The sequence below is a fragment of the Pigmentiphaga litoralis genome (assembly GCF_048632615.1).
Taxonomy (GTDB): domain Bacteria; phylum Pseudomonadota; class Gammaproteobacteria; order Burkholderiales; family Burkholderiaceae_B; genus Pigmentiphaga; species Pigmentiphaga litoralis_B.
This window is the reverse complement of record NZ_CP184479.1, coordinates 3,981,347-3,998,906: the sequence shown is the minus strand read 5'-3', so window position 1 is coordinate 3,998,906 and position 17,560 is coordinate 3,981,347. Positions and strand designations below refer to the sequence as shown.

Annotated in this window: 14 protein-coding genes and 1 pseudogene; 4 read left to right on the top strand and 11 right to left on the bottom strand. The window is 65.0% G+C overall.

All coding sequences use genetic code 11. The annotated features are described in order from the left end of the window. Positions 1–30 precede the first annotated feature (30 nt). A complete protein-coding gene (locus ACNANG_RS18345; RefSeq protein WP_420224204.1) occupies positions 31–1,005 on the bottom strand; it encodes a tripartite tricarboxylate transporter substrate binding protein in 975 nt (324 codons plus the stop codon). Positions 1,006–1,116: 111 nt separating this feature from the next. Here ACNANG_RS18345 and ACNANG_RS18340 point away from each other — a divergent pair. Further along, positions 1,117–1,878: pseudogene (locus tag ACNANG_RS18340) on the top strand (SDR family oxidoreductase). 77 nt (positions 1,879–1,955) lie between these two features. On the opposite strand, the gene ACNANG_RS18335 reads toward ACNANG_RS18340, so the two are convergent. From ACNANG_RS18335 to ACNANG_RS18320, 4 genes are read right to left on the bottom strand one after another with little or no spacing between them, the layout of a single operon-like run. After that, positions 1,956–4,517: a TonB-dependent siderophore receptor gene (locus ACNANG_RS18335; protein ID WP_420227581.1), complete on the bottom strand. Its 2,562-nt coding sequence runs from the start codon at positions 4,515–4,517 to the stop codon at positions 1,956–1,958. Between the two features lie 36 nt (positions 4,518–4,553). Then, positions 4,554–5,123 carry a FecR domain-containing protein gene (locus tag ACNANG_RS18330; protein WP_420224203.1) on the bottom strand — a complete coding sequence of 190 codons (570 nt, stop codon included), beginning with the start codon at positions 5,121–5,123 and terminating at the stop codon, positions 4,554–4,556. Further along, positions 5,120–5,527, bottom strand: coding sequence for a DUF4880 domain-containing protein (locus ACNANG_RS18325; RefSeq protein ID WP_420224202.1), 408 nt, complete (start codon positions 5,525–5,527; stop codon positions 5,120–5,122). Before ACNANG_RS18325 ends, ACNANG_RS18330 begins: the two co-directional genes overlap by 4 nt. Further along, on the bottom strand, positions 5,524–6,039 hold the full coding sequence (locus ACNANG_RS18320) for a sigma-70 family RNA polymerase sigma factor (protein ID WP_420227580.1): 516 nt from the start codon (positions 6,037–6,039) through the stop codon (positions 5,524–5,526). Before ACNANG_RS18320 ends, ACNANG_RS18325 begins: the two co-directional genes overlap by 4 nt. Before the next feature lie 249 nt (positions 6,040–6,288). On the opposite strand from ACNANG_RS18320, the gene ACNANG_RS18315 reads away from it, so the two are divergent. Then, positions 6,289–7,089, top strand: a complete 801-nt coding sequence (locus tag ACNANG_RS18315; RefSeq protein WP_420227579.1) for a LuxR C-terminal-related transcriptional regulator — start codon at positions 6,289–6,291, stop codon at positions 7,087–7,089. 68 nt (positions 7,090–7,157) lie between these two features. Here ACNANG_RS18315 and ACNANG_RS18310 read toward each other — a convergent pair whose 3' ends face one another. The 6 genes from ACNANG_RS18310 to ACNANG_RS18285 form a co-directional block, all read right to left on the bottom strand. Continuing rightward, positions 7,158–8,153 carry a Bug family tripartite tricarboxylate transporter substrate binding protein gene (locus ACNANG_RS18310; RefSeq protein ID WP_420224201.1) on the bottom strand — a complete coding sequence of 332 codons (996 nt, stop codon included), beginning with the start codon at positions 8,151–8,153 and terminating at the stop codon, positions 7,158–7,160. A gap of 155 nt (positions 8,154–8,308) precedes the next feature. Then, positions 8,309–9,808, bottom strand: coding sequence for a tripartite tricarboxylate transporter permease (locus ACNANG_RS18305; protein WP_420224200.1), 1,500 nt, complete (start codon positions 9,806–9,808; stop codon positions 8,309–8,311). Between the two features lie 2 nt (positions 9,809–9,810). Then, on the bottom strand, positions 9,811–10,317 hold the full coding sequence (locus ACNANG_RS18300; RefSeq protein ID WP_420224199.1) for a tripartite tricarboxylate transporter TctB family protein: 507 nt from the start codon (positions 10,315–10,317) through the stop codon (positions 9,811–9,813). Further along, complete coding sequence (locus ACNANG_RS18295) at positions 10,314–11,291, bottom strand: Bug family tripartite tricarboxylate transporter substrate binding protein (protein WP_420224198.1); 978 nt, start codon at positions 11,289–11,291, stop codon at positions 10,314–10,316. Before ACNANG_RS18295 ends, ACNANG_RS18300 begins: the two co-directional genes overlap by 4 nt. A gap of 335 nt (positions 11,292–11,626) precedes the next feature. Beyond that, positions 11,627–13,381, bottom strand: coding sequence for a tannase/feruloyl esterase family alpha/beta hydrolase (locus ACNANG_RS18290; protein ID WP_420224197.1), 1,755 nt, complete (start codon positions 13,379–13,381; stop codon positions 11,627–11,629). A 63-nt stretch (positions 13,382–13,444) separates the two neighbouring features. Continuing rightward, positions 13,445–14,500, bottom strand: coding sequence for a Bug family tripartite tricarboxylate transporter substrate binding protein (locus ACNANG_RS18285; protein ID WP_420224196.1), 1,056 nt, complete (start codon positions 14,498–14,500; stop codon positions 13,445–13,447). Between the two features lie 328 nt (positions 14,501–14,828). Here ACNANG_RS18285 and ACNANG_RS18280 point away from each other — a divergent pair, with 328 nt between their 5' ends. Together ACNANG_RS18280 and ACNANG_RS18275 are read left to right on the top strand one after the other, a co-directional pair. After that, positions 14,829–16,313, top strand: coding sequence for an efflux transporter outer membrane subunit (locus ACNANG_RS18280; protein ID WP_420224195.1), 1,485 nt, complete (start codon positions 14,829–14,831; stop codon positions 16,311–16,313). After that, entirely contained in the window at positions 16,310–17,551 is a 1,242-nt protein-coding gene (locus ACNANG_RS18275; RefSeq protein ID WP_420224194.1) for an efflux RND transporter periplasmic adaptor subunit, read from the top strand. Before ACNANG_RS18280 ends, ACNANG_RS18275 begins: the two co-directional genes overlap by 4 nt. Positions 17,552–17,560 lie beyond the last annotated feature (9 nt).

Here is a 17,560-nt window from a genome sequence, read left to right as displayed (position 1 = left end):
CGGCCGCCTTGCCAGCGAGCCTTGGGGTGTTTACTCCGGCTTGATGTCCAGCTTCTTCACGATCGCGCCCCACACACCGATTTCTTTCTGAATGGTGTCGCGAAATTGGGCAGGCGTGCCGCCGGCGGGTTCTGCGCCGTCGGCCAGAAGTTTTTCCTTCGCTCCTTCCGTCTTCAGAATGAGATTGACCTCTTTGTTGAGGCGGTCAACGATATCCTGAGGCATGCCCTTAGGACCGATCAGTCCGTACCAGAGCGTTGCGTCGTAACCGGGCAAGCCGCTCTCGGCCACGGTGGGGACCTGCGGCAGCGCGGCAATGCGGTTGGGCGTGGTCACTGCAATCGCGCGCATCTTTCCGGAAGCCACGTGGGGCAACGCACTGGCAGTCGCCGCGAAGTAGACCCCCACCTGCCCAGCCATCAGGTCCGTCTGCGCATTGCCGCCGCCCTTGTAGGGAATGTGCGTCATGCGGATGCCCGCCATGCTGCTGAAGCGCTCGGTCGCCAGATGAATGATGCTGCCAAGACCCGACGACGCGTAGTTGATGTCGCCTGGCTTGGCCTTGGCCAGCGCGATCAATTCCGGCACGGTGCGCGCCGGAAAATTCGGTGGCGTCACGATCAACAGCGGGCCAGACGACGCCTGCACGATCGGCGTGATGCCGGTGACCGGATCGAACTTGAGTTTGTAGAGGCTGGGATTGACCGTGTAGCTCGACGAGATCAGCGTCAGGGTATAGCCATCGGGCGCGGCGGCCAGGCCGGCGTCGATGCCAATCAAGCCGCCGGCACCCGGCTTGTTTTCCACGACCACCACCTGCTTGAGCGAGGCTGACAATTCCTTGGCAAGATAACGGGCAAGCAGGTCCGCTCCGCCGCCAGGAACGAAGGTGACGATCAGCTTGATGGGCTTGTCTGGGTAGGCGGCACATACCGAAGCAGTGCATGCGGAAAACAGCAGCGCGCCAGCGCCGATGAGTGTGCGCGTGGAAATAGCGCGGGTCATGAGGTCTCCCAATCTGGTTGTCATTGCCAACCATTCTGCGGAGGCCACGCAGTTGCGTCCAATACCAGATTCGGCGTACGGTGATACCCAATCAGAATGACAGAGGACGACATGGAACAGACCCTGGATGCACCCGTGATCTTGATTACCGGCGGAAGCCGCGGTGTGGGTGCGGCAACCGCCCGGCTGGCTGCCCAACGCGGCTACGATGTGGCCATCAGCTATGTGTCCAACGAAGGCGCTGCCCTGGCGGTGGTGGCCGAGGTCGAACAGGCGGGCCGACGGGGCCTGGCTGTCCGCGCGGACAGTGCGTCGCCCGAGGACGTCGTGCGGTTGTTCGAGACCATTGACCGGACATTCGGCCGGCTTGACGTGCTGGTGAACAACGCCGGCATCATTGCCAGGCAGTCGCGCCTGGAAGATCTTGGCTTCGAGCGGATGCAGCGGATCTTTGCGGTCAATACGATCGGCCCCATCCTTTGTGCGCAGCAGGCCGTCAAGCGCATGTCGCATCGCCACGGTGGGCGCGGCGGCGTGGTGATCAACATCTCGTCCGCGTCGGCCCGACTCGGCAGCCCGAATTAATACGTGGACTACGCCGCATCGAAAGGTGCGCTCGAGACGTTCACCATCGGCTTTGCCAAGGAAGTCGCCGGGGAAGGCATCCGCGTCAACTGCGTCCGGCCGGGTCATATCTACACCGAGATGCATGCAAGCGGTGGCGAGCCCGGGCGAGTCGATCGGGTGAAGTCCACGATTCCGATGGGGCGCGGAGGTCAGCCAGAAGAAGTGGCCCATGCCATCCTCTGGCTTGCAAGCGCGGATGCGTCGTTTGTCACCGGCACATTCCTTGATGCGACAGGCGGCAAATAGCCCGTTGCATTACCAGACACGCATTCGTCTGATGCACGCGCGTGAGCAACCGTACCCGCCGATAGGTGCCCGGCGCGCTAGAACATATGTTTTAGGTTCACCGACACCCGGCGTGGCTCGCCGTACGGGGAGTAGTTCAACGAGTACAGCCCGCGATACCTGCGATCGGTCAGGTTGCTGATCGCAAACAGCAGCTGCGTTTTCGGGGTGACCTGATACCGGGCATGCACGCCGAGCAGCAACAAGGCGCCTTGCCGAATGGTCCATGCGTTGGCGCCCGTGCCGCCGGTGCGGTAGATCTTGCTGCGCGTTTCCACGTTGCCGCCGAATGACCAGTCGGTGTCGGGCAATCTGTAGTGCGCGGCAAGGCGGAGGCTGTGCCGAGGCTGCTCGGGGCCGAAGCGCTGTCCTTGTTGGGGACCGGCCTTGTATTCGGCGTCGGTGAAGGTGTAGCCAGCGGCAAGGTTCAGGTTCCTGCCGATCTTGCCGTTCACCCCAAGATCCACGCCCTGGCTGACCACCTTGCCGGCGGCGTCGTAGCAGATGCCGCCGCAGGCATTGCCGGGGTCGCTCGGGATGGAATCGTCGCGCACGGCAAGGTTCGATTGATCGAGCCGGAACACGGCGGCGGAGACGTTGAGCCGTTTATCCAGGACCTCGCCCTTGATACCCGCTTCATAGTTGGCGCCGACGACGGGCTTGAGCACGCTGCCGTCGATGCTGCGATTCGTCTGGGGGTTGAAGATATCCGAATAACTGACGTAGGCGGAGTATTGCCTGTCCAGGTCGTACACCACGCCTGCGTACGGCGTGATCTGATTGTTTTCCTTGGGCGCGATCCGGCCGGTCACGGCATTCTTGACTTCGTAGTTGCTGATGCGCATCCCGGTGATCACCTTGAGCGCGTCGGTCAGGTTCCAGCGCGCGACGCCGTACATGCCGTAGTTGGTGGTGGTCGACTTGGCGCGGCTGGCGGTCCCATTCGCGACGGGGCCCAGCGATTCGGGGTTGAAGTCGTAGACATTGATCGGGATGCTTCCGGCGATGTATCCGGTGCCGGTGCTTTCGTCGCGATAGGTGGCGCCGTTCGCGCCAACCACCAGTTCATGTTTGCGTCCGAGCAGGCTTAATGGCCCTGACGCGTAGACATCTGCCGAGTCGGAACTCAAGACGGACGAATTGTTTCTGGACCGGCTGGCTATCGCAAGGCCATTCCCAGTGGTCACGTCCAGGCTGCCTGTCAGGCTGTTGAAGTTGTCGATGTCATTGACCGTGCGTTGACGGGAGTACGCGCCCTTCAGCGTCCAGTCGCCCGGCAACCGCTGCGAGACGCCCACGGTGTAGATCGAGTAATCCCGGGCCAGGCGATAGTTGGGATCACCCCAGAACGACGATCGCGGCAGGTTGGCGTCGCGGCCGTCTTTTCCATACGGCACACCGAAATGGTTGAGGCTGGTGTCCTGCTGGTATTGCACGCTGGCGCTGAGCAGGGTGTCCGGGCTGAGGTCGGCTTCGACAATGGCATAGACCGCCTGCCGATCCCGGAAGACGTAGTCCGTGAACGAATCCGCGCGGTCATCCAGCGCGACCAGGCGACCGCGAATGCGGCCGGACTCGATCAGCGGTCCCGAGATGTCTCCCACGAAGCGCCGCGCATTCCACGACCCCAGTTGGACTTCGGCCTGTGCCTGGAAGCTTTCGGTGGGTCGCTTTCGTACGAGGTTGACGGTGCCCCCTGGGCTGCCTGCACCGGCCAGCAATCCGGCCGCGCCCTGCAAGACTTCCACCCGATCCACAAAGGCCGTATCGAACTTGGGCGAACGATTGCCGCTGTTGATGCCCGCCGGGGTGACGATGCCGTCGAGCTGCGTCTGCAGCGTGAACCCGCGGCTGTAATAGGTCGCGCCGGCACTTCCCTGATCCTGCGCGAACACACCGCTGACGGACTTCAGGGCATCGTCGACCGACGTCATGGCGACATCGTCCATCTGCTGGCGCGTGATGGTCGTGATGGTCTGAGGCGTTTCGCGCGGCGACAGGGCGAGCTTCGTTGCCGTGTTGGTGTAGAGCGCCTTGTATGTGTCGGTACCTTCGGTCGTGCTGTCGCGGGCGGCCTCGCTGGTCACGGCAACTTCCTGCAGGGTGACGGCACCGGCGCCGGCGGTTGCATCGGCACCCGGCGCGCCAACCACCTGTTCCCGCAAGACGAAGATGCCCTCCCCTTGCGCCACCGCTTCCAGCCCGGTGCCGGCCACCAAAAGGTGCAGGGCATCGGCCGGCGCATAGGTCCCTTGAAGACCGGCGGAACGTTTGCCACGTATCAGGTCGGGCACGAAGGACACGGTCAGCTGCGCCTGCGCGGCAAAGTCGGCCAGCGCATTTTGCAACGGACCCGGCGCGATGTGATAGGGCCGTACCTGGACGGTAGCATTCGATGCCGGAGCGACCGCCGCTGCCGCCGTCGCCGACAGTGGGACAGCAACACACGCGAGCGTCAGGCTTGCGGAGCTGACCGCAAGCACCAGCGGCTTGAGGCGTAGAACCGCGCCGGATGGCGGGGCGGCATGGCGGGAAAACATGGCGTGGATCCTTATTCGACGAAATGACATTGCGTGTTCACCTAGGCAATGACACGTCACCAAGACAAAGCGGCCAGTTTTTTTGCAGATATTTTTTTATGCGGGCTGAAGCGTGGCCCAATACCGCGTATGGAAGGTGACGCGGACCGGCAGCGTTGCCACCAAAGCCCGCAGCGCGCGGTCGGTATCGTCGACCTGAAAGCTGCCGGAAATGAGCAGGTCGGCAACGGCAGGATCACACCGTATCCACCCGCGCCGGTAACGCGCCAGCCGGGTGCAGAACTCGCCAAGGGCCATGTTGTCGGCATGAAGGATGCCGAATTGCCAGTCGGCCGCGTGACCGTCCAGCAGCTCGGGTTCGCTCATTCCGGCCATCGACATACGAAGCTGTTGATTGGCCGAGATGACCCGCGTGCGAAATTCTTCTGCGCTCGTTTGCACTTCGACCGCGCCGTCGAACACGCCTACGTCGGTCCATGCGTCGGCGCGCGCCACCAGGAAGCGGGTGCCAATGGCCCGGATCCGCCCTTCCGAAGTCTGGACACGGAACGGCCGCACCGGTTGCGAAATGTCCGGCGCGGTGGTGATGACCACCTCGCCTTCGTGCAGGATCAGCAGGCGTTGCGCCGTATCGAACACGGTGTCGAACGCGGTCCGGGCGTTCATCTGCGCCTGGCTGCCATCGGCCAAGCGCACACGGCGCCTTTCCCCGTGGCCGTCTTGTAATCCGCGCGCCAGGCATCGACCGGCATCTGCCGATAGGCGATCAGCGCCGCGGGCGACAGCGTCAACAGAAGCGCCAGCTTCGTGACGGCACGCCGGCGGGCCTGCACGGGCCGTCGTTCCAGCACCGCCGTACTCAACGCAGGCGGAATCACGCCGAACCGGGCATCGAGTCGCTGCGCACGTTGCCACGCCAGTTCGTGTTGCGCGTGCGCAGCCCGCCACTGCTGGCAGGCGCGATGGTCCTTGTCGGTAGGCTCGGCCGCGGGGTGGACGCGCATGAGCCACTGCGCCGCTTCACGCGCCACCCGCGGGTCGAGCGCGACGTCGGGGCTGCCAGCATTCATGACTGATGGAGCAGGCATCGTTCGTAGGCGACCGCCATGTAGCGGCGCACGGTGCGCGGCGAGATGCCCAGTTTGAGCGCGATGTCGCTGTAGGTCAGGCCGTCCAATTGCGCGGCCAAGAACACTGCGCGGACCTGGTCGGGCAGCGCATCCAGCATCGCGCTGATGTCGTCAAGCGCTTCAAGGATCATCAAACGTTGTTCAGGAGGAGGCGCCGCGGCAGCAGGCATCTGGCTCAATGCTTCAGCGTACGCTCGCTCCAGCGCTTGCCGCCGGAAATGGTTGCTGACGAGACGGGTCGCGACCGTCGTCAGATAAGCGCGAGGCTCGCGCAGTTCGGCATCGGCAATGCGCTGCCGTTCAAATGCGATCAGGATCCGTATGAAGGTGTCCTGTGCAAGATCGGCCGATTTGTGCGCGCATCCCAGCTTTTTGCGCAACCAGCCCTGCAGCCAGCCGAGGTGGGCGCTGTAGAGTTCGGTGACGACCTCGGTGGGGCTGGCAAGGTGCATGAGAGGATCCGGACGGTGCCGATAGGCCTGGACGGTTGCTGACGCTCGATAGCAGGCGGCTACGCGGATCACAGCATAGGTTTGAGAATGGTTCTCATTATGCCATGCCCGGTTTGACGTTGCGAAGGCCATTTCCACCGGACCGTTGAAGGGGACATCTTGCGCGATACCTACGTTTGCAGCCTCACCACAAGCGAATGGCCAGCAGTAAAAAATAATCTGTCGGTGCTATCCAGGAATTAATTCTTGGTGGTGAAGAGCGCAGGGGTTCAAGTGCCCGATTCCTTCTCCCCACCCCATCCCTTGCTCATCCGCAATCCCGAGTTACCTCCCGTCACAACGCTCCTATCATTGTCGCCGCAGCGCAGTTCCGACTTGGCGCTTACCAGGACAATGTTAATGAACGTACTCATTATTGAGCAGCTGCCAAGTGTCCAGCACGCGCTACGCCGCGTCGTGGAAACGATGCCCGAATTCAAGAAGCTGACGACGGTCGGACGCGACATGGCGCATGAATGGGTGGACGCCCGGCAGAACACGCTGCTCATTTTCGGTTGCTCGGCCAATCGGATCGAAGACCAGGCAGTGTTGGCCGAAACGATCCAGCGTTATACGCCGTTGCGAAGCCTCGCTTTGTACGAAGATCCCGACCTGGATTTTGCTCGCAGTGCGGTGCAATTGGGCGTAGCGGGTTATGTGTCGAAGGCAGCCGCACCAAGCGTCATGCAGGCGTCCCTGAACCTGTTGCGCGTCGGCGGCAGTTGTTATCCCCCGCTGGCGCGTGCCCGTTCAAGCGGTACGCGCGACGCACCGTCCTTTGCGGAGTGTGGCGGTGTGGTCGTGACGGCGGCTACCCGCCCTCATCTTACCGGGCGCCAGACGCAGCTTCTGGGCATGCTTGCCGCCGGCAAGGATGCGCGCGCGGTCGGCAAGAAAATGGGCGTCACGGTTGCAACCGTCAGAAGCCACGCCAATAAGCTGTATCACAAGCTGGGGGCGCGAAATCGTGCCGAAGCGGTGTTCAACGCTGCCCGGCTGGGACTGGTGTAGGCCGTCCCGCCGTGCGCACCGGAGCGGGATACCTGGCGGTACCCCGACGATGGGCGCACGGACAGCGATCAATTGATTTTCAGATTGCCTTGCTTGATGAAGTCGGCGATCTGCCGTGCCTCGCGGCGATAGCTTTCACCAAACTGGGACGCCGTCTGGCGTTTGACGATGATGCCTTCGCCCGCCAACTTTTGTGCGACTGTCGGGTCCTGCAAGGCCTTGCCGATTGCGGCGTTCCACTGATCGACAATGGCTGCAGGCGTGCCGGGCGGTGCGAACAGCCCCAGCGCCCCGCTCGCATTGAACTCCGGTGCACCTCTGTCGGCGATGACCGGCAACTCAGGAAACAGCGGCGACGCATCGGGCGACCCGATGGCCAGCGCGCGCACCGCACCCGCCTGCAAGTGACCGGCCGCGAGTGATGACGAACTGAAGATGGCCTGCACGCGGCCGCCCAGCATGTCGGTCAGCATCTGGGCAGCGCCCTTGTAGGGCACCGCCGTCATGCGGGTGCCGAATACGGAATTCAGATGCTCAAGCGCGAAGTGATTGGGGGACCCGGTGCCACTGGTGCCAAAGTTGATCTGGTTTGGCCGACCCTTTACATAGGCGATGAATTCGTCAAAGGTCTTTGCGGGGAAATCGGCATTCACCAACAGCAGCGTGGTAGGCCGCCCGACCGACGCGACGGGGATCAGGTCATTGACCGGATCGAACGCCAGGTTGCGTTCGATGGCGCTGGCGATCTGCAAGGAGGTATAGGCGGTGAACAGCACGGTGTAGCCATCGGGGCGTGCCTTGGATACGGCGCCCGCGCCGATCACGCCTGCCGCACCGCCCTTGTTGTCAGGCACCACCGGTTGGCCCAGGATCGGGGCCAGGGCGGCCCCCACCTGCCGTGCGACCGTGTCGACGATCGCACCAGGCGGATAGCCGATGACCAGCGATACTGGTCGGACAGGAAAGGGGGTTTGGGCCTGGACGGTGGCCGGCGCACTGGCAAGCAGGCTGGTGAATGCAGCGGCTGTCAGCCAGCGGGCAAGGGAAGATGGGGTTTGGGTCATGTCGTCTCGCGTGATGTCGGCGCCTGGCGCCACGTCGTTGCAGCGAAGGCGGACATCAAGGTAGAGGCACGAGTCCTGGAAGGCAAGAAAGGGATCGAAGCTTTCCACCTGACGGAAACAAGGACCCAAGTGAAGGGCAAGCGCCCTTCACTCCCCTACTCGTCCGCCCCCTTGAACTTGCGAAGTCCCTTGAAAATCAAGGGCGCAAACAAGGCAAAGACAGCCAGCAACAACAGCACGGCCGACCCTGGATTGGTGATGAACACCATCGGGTCGCCCAGGCTGATCTGCAGCGCGCGACGGAACTGCATCTCGGCCATCGGTCCCAGGATCAGGCCGACGATCATGGGCGCCACGGGGTAGTCCCAGTAGCGCATGGCGTAGCCGACCAGGCCGAAGATCAGCAGCATGCCGAGCTCGACCGCCGACGGGTTGGCGGCAAGCGTTCCCAGCAGCGCGAAGAGCAGGATGCCGGCGTACAACCAGTGCTGCGGAATCGCGAGCAGCTTGACCCACAATCCCACCAGCGGCAGGTTCAACAGCAACAGCATGGCGTTGCCGATGAAGAAGCTGGCGATCAGGCCCCACACCAGTTCAGGATTAGACGTGAACAGCAGCGGCCCCGGCACAAGGCCATACTGCTGAAAACCTGCCAGCAACATGGCGGCCGTCGCGGACGTGGGCAGACCGAGCGACAGCAGCGGCACCAGGGTGCCGGTGGCAGCGGCGTTGTTGGCCGCTTCCGGTCCGGCCACGCCTTCGATCGCGCCGTGCCCGAACTCTTCCGGATGACGCGCCAGCTTGCGTTCAACCGTGTACGACAGGAGGGTCGGCACTTCGGCCCCACCAGCCGGCAAGGCGCCAATGGGAAAGCCAATGCCGAAACCACGCAGCCAGCCCTTCCACGAACGCGACCAGTCTTCGCGCGTCATCCACAACGAGCCTTTGACCGGGATCAGCTTTTCGGCCTGGCCGTTGAAGCGGGACAGCACGAACAGCGTTTCGCCGACGGCAAACAGGCCCACCGCCAACGTCGTGATCGAGATGCCATCGAGCAGCACCGGCACGCCAAAGTCCAGCCTCGACTGGCCGGTCAGCTTGTCGATGCCGACGAGACCGAGTGTCAGGCCCAGCACCAGACTGGTGAGCCCGCGCATGACCGACGTCCCGAAGGTCGCGGCCACGGTCACGAATGCGAGCATCATCAGCGCAAAGTAGTCCCACGGCCCAAAGTGCACGGCAAGCTCGACCAGCCAGGGGGCGAGCAGCGCCAGGCCGATCGTGGCCAGCGTGCCTGCAAAGAACGAGCCGATGGCCGCCGTGGCCAGCGCAGGTCCGCCCCTGCCCGCGCGGGCCATTTTGTGGCCTTCGATGGCAGTGGCGATCGAGGCCGCTTCGCCCGGGGTGTTGAGCAGGATGGCCGTGGTGGAACTGCCGTACATGCCGCCGAAATAGATCCCGGCAAACATGATCAGCGAGCCGGTGGGGTCGAGCTGGAAGGTGACAGGGAGCAGCAAGGCAACGGTCAGGGACGGACTGATGCCGGGCAGAATGCCGACCAGGGTGCCGAGCAGCACGCCAATGCCCGCGAACAGCAGGTTCGACGGCGTTGCGGCCACGGCCAGGCCATTCAACAACAATGACAAGGTATCCATGGTCAGTCCGCCGCCCGATACAGGACCGCTTCGATCACGCCTTCAGGCAGGCTCAACGACAGCAGTTGCGTGAAGAACAGCGAGGCCACCGTGGACAGCACCAGCCCCAGGGCGATCGATGCGATGCCGACTGGCTTGCCGAACGCCCGCGCCGCGGCAACGAACATCAAGGTCGCCGCCAGGATGAACCCGCCGTTGAAAGCGACGCACGCGATCGCGGCGATCCAGCCGCCGGTGCACCACGCCAGCGCCGGTACATTGACCGGCGCGGTCGGGCGCGGCGCGAACCGGCGCAGCTTGAACGCCTGCACCCAGTGGGCCAGGCCCAGGGCAATCAGCGCCACCGAGACCAGCCGCAGGGCCGCGGAAGGACCGACCCCCATGGTGCCGGCGGACCGCAGACCGCCCGCGTTGATGTATAGCGTGGCGGCCAGTGCGAAGAGGCCGACGCCGATGAAAAACGGCGCGCGCCATGAACCGAATACCGATTCGGGACGGGTGTCGTTCATTTCACCAGTCCGATCGACGTCAGCGCTGCCGACACACGTTCACGCTCGGCTTTCAGGAAAGCGTCGAAGGCCGGGCCGTCCAGGTACGCATCTTCCCAGCCGCGCGTCTTCAGGACGTTTTTCCATGCCGGCGTGGCGACGGCACGCTGGACCGCGGCGCTCAAGGCCTGGCGCTGCGCGGCGGTAATGCCGCTGCCTGCCACGACACCGCGCCAGTTGGTCAGCACCACATCCAAGCCCTGCTCTTTCAGCGTGCCCGCCGCTTCGCCTTCGACCTTGCGTTCACCCGACACGGCCAGGGCGCGCAGCTTGCCGGCCTTGATCTGGCTCTCGAACTCGTTGTAGCCCGACACGCCCGCCGTGACGCGGCCCCCCAGCATTTCAGCCAAGGCTTCACCGCCACCCGAGAACGGCACGTAGTTCAGCTTGCTGGTATCGCCACCCGCTGCCTTGGTCACGAGGCCAGCCAGGATGTGGTCGGCGCCACCGGCCGAGCCGCCTGCCCAGACGACCTTGGAGGCATCCGCCTTGATCGCCTTGGCCAGGTCGGCCATGGTCCGATGCGGCGACTGCGCCGGCACGACCACCACCAACGGATCGGCGGTGATACGCGCGATCGGGGTGACGGCGTCCAGGCCTACCGGCGCCTTGTTCATCAGCACGGCGCCGACCAGGGTGATCCCCATCATGAGCGCCTGATTGCCGTCACTCTTGGCCGCACCGGCGAATTGAGCCAGGCCGACAGTGCCGCCCGCGCCGGGCACGTTCACTACCTGGACCGAGGGCACGATCTTTTCGGACATGAGGACCTGCTGGAGCGCGCGGGATGCGCCGTCCCACCCACCGCCCGGGGCCGCCGGAGCAGTCAGCTTGATTTGACGAGGTACGGTGGCGTCAGCCGCGTGGGTAGGCGCGGCAGCGAAACACGCCAGCGCCGTGAGGATGGCGGCGCAGGGGCTCTTGATGAAGTTCACGGTTTGGTCTCCAGGGGTTGCATGCGTCGGACGCAGCGTCTTAAGATTGCATTTTAGTTTTGTGAAATGCAAAGAGCGAGCTATGGTTTTCCATGACGCGCTCTGCACAAATGCCGCCGCGCGGGCCGTTCCGGAGATGTTTGTGAAAGTGTTCCGGACCGGTCTTACGGCAAATGCCAGAAAGCCACGGCTGCGCTCAAGATGCCATTGCGCCGAGGCAGGGTCAACCGGTTTCAGGTCGACAAGAAAAACCCTGCATCGACGAGCGCCGATGCAGGGTTCGAAGGACAGTTGCTTGCGCCTGCCAAGGGGCAGCAACGGATGAACTGTCTACCTTACTGACACACGAAATTCGCCGCGTCGTTGATATCCCCCGTGCCCTTGTACCGCGTCTGCTTGGGATACGGGCACAGCGGCCGGGTACGGGACGCCACGTTGAAGTAGCCCGGGTTGGATGCGGCTGCGACGATGCTGTCAGGCGCGGTGCCCTTCTCCACCCAGTTCACCAAAGGCGTCAAGGCATCGAACGAATCGGTGGCCGGGCCGCCCGAGCAATGGTTCATGCCGGGCACGACGAACAGCCGCGCAAAGTTCGAGACGTTCTGATTCGAGGCACCCAGGGCGTTGTAATAGTCGATCGTGTCCTGCACCGAAAACGACGTATCGCTGCCGCCGTGATACAGGATCAGCTTGCCTCCGCGTTCGCTGAAGGGCGACAGGGCCGTCGACTCGGCAAACATGTATTGCGCCGCCGACTGCGAGAAGATGCCGGATCGCGCATAGACCTTGGGCGCGTCGACGTCGAAGCTGTAGTTCAGCGCGTAGTTCACGACGCCCGAAGTAGGCACCGGCACCGGCGGCGTCGTGAACAGCAAGGGGTTGGACACCGCAAACACCAGCTTGGTCGAGTTGTTCACGGGCGACGCATACGAGCCCAGCCACCACGAGCGCCATCCCTGGTTGTAGGTGGTGCCGGACTGTCCGCTGATGCCGGCGTCCCAGGGCCAGGTGTTGTACAGGATCTGGCCCTGCGAATTGCGCGCGCCTGCAAGCGCCTTGTTCAACGCGGTCAGTTGGGCGGGCAGCAGGCAGGTATCGGTTTTGGCGCCCGTGCACTGCAGCTTGTCCATTTCCGGTTTGACCAGGGCGTTGGTGCATGCCGGCATGTTGTCGACGATGCCATCCTTCAGTCCGTCCAGCCCATCGCATGCGGCCAGGACGCCGTTGCGCACCAGCATCAGGTCGGGATCCGTAAACGTCTTGTTGATGGCGGGCGCTCCGGTCGTGTCGAACAGGTTCTGCGACCGTGCCAGCGCCGCGAAGGTCTGCGAGACGTTGATGCCATCCACGCTCGCCAACGGCAGGTGATAGCCCGGATCGCCGGCGACGATGCCGTCGAAGTAGGTAGGGAAGCGCTGCGACAGGATCATGGCTTCGCGTCCGCCTTCGGAACATCCCATGAAGTAGGACTTGTCGGGCCCCTTGCCAAAGTACCTGGACACCAGCGCCTTGCCGACCCGCGCGGTTTCGTCCAGCGAGTTGAAGCCGAAGTCGATGCGCGCCTGGGGGTCCAGGCCGAAAGCGGCCGTGCCGCCGGCGGCCGCCACGGTGTTCACCGCATTGTCGTGACCGCTGTCGGTGCCCAACGTGACGTAGCCCAGCGACAGCAAGGTCTTGCCGTCCTGCGCAGTCGTGTTGACCGGGTCGACGACGGTGCCATTGATGCCTCCGCCGCCGCCCATGTACAGGCGGCCGCTCCAGGTGGTGGGCAGGCGCACGCGGAATTTGATGGCGTAGGACTGACCGTCGACGCCGGTGCGCTCGTTGATCGTGCCGTTCACGAGGCAGTGCTCGGCGACCGTGGCGGTGGCGGGCGTGAACGTCGCGCCGGTGATGCGCGTGGTCGCGTTGGGAAAGCCGGTTGCGGTGGCCAGCGCGGCGCACGAGGCCGCCGTCGGAACGCTGGCGCCGGGGCCGGGGCCTTGGGCCGGCGCCGGATCGTCATCGCCGCCACAGGCAGCGACCGCCAGCGTGGCGGCAAGGACGACGGACAGACTCAATCCTTTTCTTGCGAAGTCATGGCTGGGCATGGCGGTTTCCTGCGTGAAGGTGACGGAACGAAGAACAGCGAGGAGCAGTGGAACCCGTGGCGCTTATTCGACGCCCACGCCAGCATCCCGCACGATGCGGGTCCACTTGGGAACATCGGACTGGATCAGCGATGCGAAATCGGCTTGTGACCCCGGCATCATTTCGATGCCCACGGCCATGAATTTGTCGTGGGTGGACGGTTTCTTCAGCATGGCTTGCACGGCGGCATGGAGCGTGTCGGCCACTGGCTGGGGAATGCCCTTGGGCGCGGCCAGGCCGAACCACACCGTCATGGAAAAGCCCGGCACGATCTCGTTCAGCGCCGGCAGGTCGGGCATGACCTCGGTACGCGTCTCGCCTGTCGACGCCAGCGCGCGAAGGCGTCCGGACTGCACATAGGGCAAGGTCGAGGTGCCGCCTTCGAACATGAGGTCGATCTGCCCGCCCAGCAGGTCATTCATGGCGGGGGCGCTGCCCTTGTAGGGAACGTGCAGCAGGTCGGTGCCGGTGCGCTGCTTGAACAGTTCGCCAGCCAGGTGGTGCGTGCCGCCTCGGCCCAGACTGCCATAGGTCAAGGTGCCGGGCTTGGATTTGGCCAGGGCGACCAGGTCCTGGACCGACTTGACCGGGACGGTGCTATTGACGACGAGATAAAACGGTGTCGAAAACAGGGTGGCGATGGGGGTCAGGTCGCGCGTGGGATCGGTGCGCAGGTCCTTGGTGGTCAGGGGATTCAGGATCATGCCCGTCTGCGACGTGACCAGCAGCGTATAGCCATCGGGCGCGGCACGCGCGGCGGCGTCCATGCCGATCGCCTGATTCGCGCCTGACCGGTTTTCGACCACGACCGGCTGCTTGAGCCGCGCCGCCATGTCGTCGGCCAGGGTGCGCGTGAACGTGTCCACCAGGCCGCCTGGCGTGTAGGGCACGATGATCTTGATGAGGCGTTCGGGATAGCGGCCGGGCGATGCGCCGGGCTCGCCCTGCGCAGCCGCGGTCATTGGCAGCACGGCAACAGCGGCGGCTGCAAGGGCGCTGGCAACAAGGCCAGCCAGCGCGCCGCTGACCCGACGTCCTGCCCTGCCCGCGCCTGTCCCTTCCGGGCGAACCTGTCTCATGCCTCCTCCTTCGGGATCGATACGTCCCTTGATCGGCAGGGGCGTCAACGAAGTCGGACCAGAAGGTGAGCGGCGTTGCGCGGATGCCGGCGGAAAATATAAGCCCGCCTGATATAAACGGCTATTACATACTTTCCCTTGGTCGGGCGGGCATGGCGCGTGCGCAGTCGAGCGCGTTGTGTTTCACCACGATGGCCGGCTGGATTCATCCTGCTTAAACCTTTCGACCCGTCACCTCGTCTATGCTCTACCCTCGCCCGCGATCAAGCGGGGGTCGCCTTTGTCTTCCACAAGGCGCCATCACCCCCGCCGCAATAAGACGAGGACCATGAGACTTTCCCGATTTTCCGGCGCGGTCATGCTGCCCGTGTGCCTGGCATTGGCCGGCTGCGGCCTGACGCGCCCGCCTGCCGCCGTGCCCCCGCCCGTCCCTGCGCAATGGAACGCACCGCTGCCGCCGCCCGGACCGGCGGCGTCGCCCTTGCCGGTCGGCTCCATCCCTGCCCTGACCGACTGGTGGCGGCAACTGAACGATCCGCTGCTGGACCGCCTGATCGCCGCGGCGCAGGTCGAAAGCCCGACCATCGCCAGCGCCGCGGCGCGCATTGCCGAAGCGCGCGCCACGCGGGTGCAAAGCGGCGCAGCCTTGTTGCCGAGTCTGGACGGGTCGGTGACCGGCACGCGCGGCAATTCCGGTTCGCGCTTTGGCGCATCGCCCACCGGGGGATTGATCGCCATCCCTATCACGACGACGCAAGCCGCGCTGCAGTCGAGCTGGGAAGCGGACCTGTTCGGCCGGCTGCGTTCCGATCGCGACGCCGCCCAGACGCGGCTGGTCAGCGCCGACGCCAAGTGGCATGACGCGCGGGTGTCGGTCGCGGCCGAGACGGCCAACGCCTACTTTGCCGAGCGCGCCTGCGTGCAGCAACTGACGGTGTCCGAATCCGATACCCGGTCGCGCAGCGAAACCGCGCGGCTGTCCGACCTGTCGTCGCAGGCCGGTTTCACGGCGCCAGCCGATGCAGCCTTGGCGCGGGCCAGCGCGTCCGATGCATCGGGCCGTCTGAGCCAGCAACGCGCGCAATGCGACGTGCAGCGCAAGGCCCTCGTGGCGCTGACCGGAATCGAGGAATCCGATCTGGCCGCGCAACTGGCCGCATCGCCAGTGCAGCAGTCGCTGCCCAATGTTCAGGCCGTGGCCAGCGTGCCTGCCGACATGCTGGCGCAGCGTCCCGACGTCTATTCCAATGAACTGGGCGTGGCCGCGGCCAGCGCCGAGGTCGGATCGGCCGAAGCCGCCCGCTATCCTCGCCTCACCCTGCAGGGATCGGTCGGACGCAGCACGTTCCGTCTTGCCGGCCAGGAGCAGTCCCTGGACACCTGGAGCATCGGCCCCGTCACGCTGACGCTGCCCTTGTTCGACGGCGGCACCCGCCGCGCGAACGTCGAGTCGGCCAAGGCGCGGTATGCCGAAGCCGTTGCCGCCTACCGCGGCAGCGTGCGCCAGGCCGTGCGCGAAGTCGAGGAAGCGCTGGTGAACCTGCAGAGCACCGATGCCCGGGCGTCGGACGCCGACAGCGCCGTCAAGAACTACCAGGCCGCCTTCGACGCCATGCAGGCCCGCTATAAAAGCGGCCTGGCCAGCCTGATCGAACTCGAAGACGTGCGACGCACGCTGTACGCGGCGCAAACCGCGCGGGTAGCCCTGCAACGCGAACGCGCCAATGCGTGGGTCGCCCTCTATCGCACCACTGGCGGCGGCTGGACCCGCGCCGCCTCGCTGACCTCTTCTTCTGCGGCTCCGTCGCCATGAAAACCATGAAGCGCTCCACCCTTATCGTCACGCTCGTCGTCCTGCTGGTCATCGTCGGCGTTGCCGTCTTCGTGGCGCGGCGCCCCGCCCCGTCCGAGGGCACAACGCCCGCCGACAAGCAGGCCGCCGCCGCGCCCCGGCCTTCGCTGACCGTCACGGTCGAAGCGCCGCAGTCCACCCAACTGACCACCACCCTGTCGGCCAACGGCAATATCGCCGCCTGGCAGGAAGCCAGCGTGGGCTCTGAATCGGCCGGCCTGAAGCTGTCGGAAGTGCGGGTCAACGTGGGCGATACGGTCAAGAAGGGCCAGGTGCTTGCCACGTTTTCGGGCGAGACGGTCCAGGCCGATGTGGCCCAGGCGCGTGCGTCGCTGGCCGAGGCCAAGGCCAACGCCGCCGACGCCGCCAACAACGCCTCGCGGGCGCGCACCCTGGAACAGACCGGTGCGCTCAGCCAGCAACAGATCAACCAGTACGCGACCAACGCCGAAACCGCTCGCGCGCGGGTCGAAGCGGCCGAAGCGGTGCTGGCGGCGCAGCAGGTACGCGGGCGCAATACGCAGGTGCTGGCGCCGGACGACGGCGTCATCTCGTCCCGTACCGCCACGGTGGGCAGCGTGGTGGGCGCAGGCACCGAACTTTTCAAGCTGATCCGCCAGGGCCGCCTGGAATGGCGCGCCGAAGTCACGTCGGCGGAACTCGGCCGCATCAACGTCGGCATGCCCGCGGTCATCGTGGGCGCCAGCGGCGCCCGGGTCCATGGCAAGGTGCGCAGCATTGCACCCACGGTCGATCCGCAGACCCGCGCGGCGCTGGTGTATGTGGACGTGCTGGGCGTGTTGCCGGCCGATGCCCCTGCCCCTGTCGCACCGGCGGCAGCGACCGGCGCGGTGTCCGCCAGCCCGGGCGCGGCCAACACCACGTCGGCCAAACCGGCCGCCGCCAGTCTGCCGGCTGGCAAGCTCAAGGCGTCCCCGGTCAACATGGCGCAGACCACCAGCCTGAAGGCCGGCATGTTCGCGCGCGGCGATTTCGAACTGGGCCAGGCGCGCGCCGTGACGGTGCCGCAGGCGTCCATCGTGCCGCGCGACGGCTTCAATCATGTGCTGCTGCTCCAGCCCGACAACCGGGTGGCCCAGCTCAAGATCGAAACGGGCCGCCGAGTCGGCGATCGCGTCGAAGTGATCACCCCCTGCCCGCCGATGCCCGCGTGGTCGTGCAAGGCGCCGGCTTCCTGAATGACGGCG

Bases quoted from the DNA above. Each gene is read 5' to 3' on its own strand.
- ACNANG_RS18345 (WP_420224204.1), bottom strand. From the start codon at position 1,005: ATGACCCGCGCTATTTCCACGCGCACACTCATCGGCGCTGGCGCGCTG.
- ACNANG_RS18330 (WP_420224203.1), bottom strand. From the start codon at position 5,123: ATGAACGCCCGGACCGCGTTCGACACCGTGTTCGATACGGCGCAACGC.
- ACNANG_RS18325 (WP_420224202.1), bottom strand. From the start codon at position 5,527: ATGAATGCTGGCAGCCCCGACGTCGCGCTCGACCCGCGGGTGGCGCGT.
- ACNANG_RS18320 (WP_420227580.1), bottom strand. From the start codon at position 6,039: ATGCACCTTGCCAGCCCCACCGAGGTCGTCACCGAACTCTACAGCGCC.
- ACNANG_RS18310 (WP_420224201.1), bottom strand. From the start codon at position 8,153: ATGACCCAAACCCCATCTTCCCTTGCCCGCTGGCTGACAGCCGCTGCA.
- ACNANG_RS18305 (WP_420224200.1), bottom strand. From the start codon at position 9,808: ATGGATACCTTGTCATTGTTGTTGAATGGCCTGGCCGTGGCCGCAACG.
- ACNANG_RS18300 (WP_420224199.1), bottom strand. From the start codon at position 10,317: ATGAACGACACCCGTCCCGAATCGGTATTCGGTTCATGGCGCGCGCCG.
- ACNANG_RS18290 (WP_420224197.1), bottom strand. From the start codon at position 13,381: ATGCCCAGCCATGACTTCGCAAGAAAAGGATTGAGTCTGTCCGTCGTC.
- ACNANG_RS18285 (WP_420224196.1), bottom strand. From the start codon at position 14,500: ATGAGACAGGTTCGCCCGGAAGGGACAGGCGCGGGCAGGGCAGGACGT.
- ACNANG_RS18280 (WP_420224195.1), top strand. From the start codon at position 14,829: ATGAGACTTTCCCGATTTTCCGGCGCGGTCATGCTGCCCGTGTGCCTG.
- ACNANG_RS18275 (WP_420224194.1), top strand. From the start codon at position 16,310: ATGAAAACCATGAAGCGCTCCACCCTTATCGTCACGCTCGTCGTCCTG.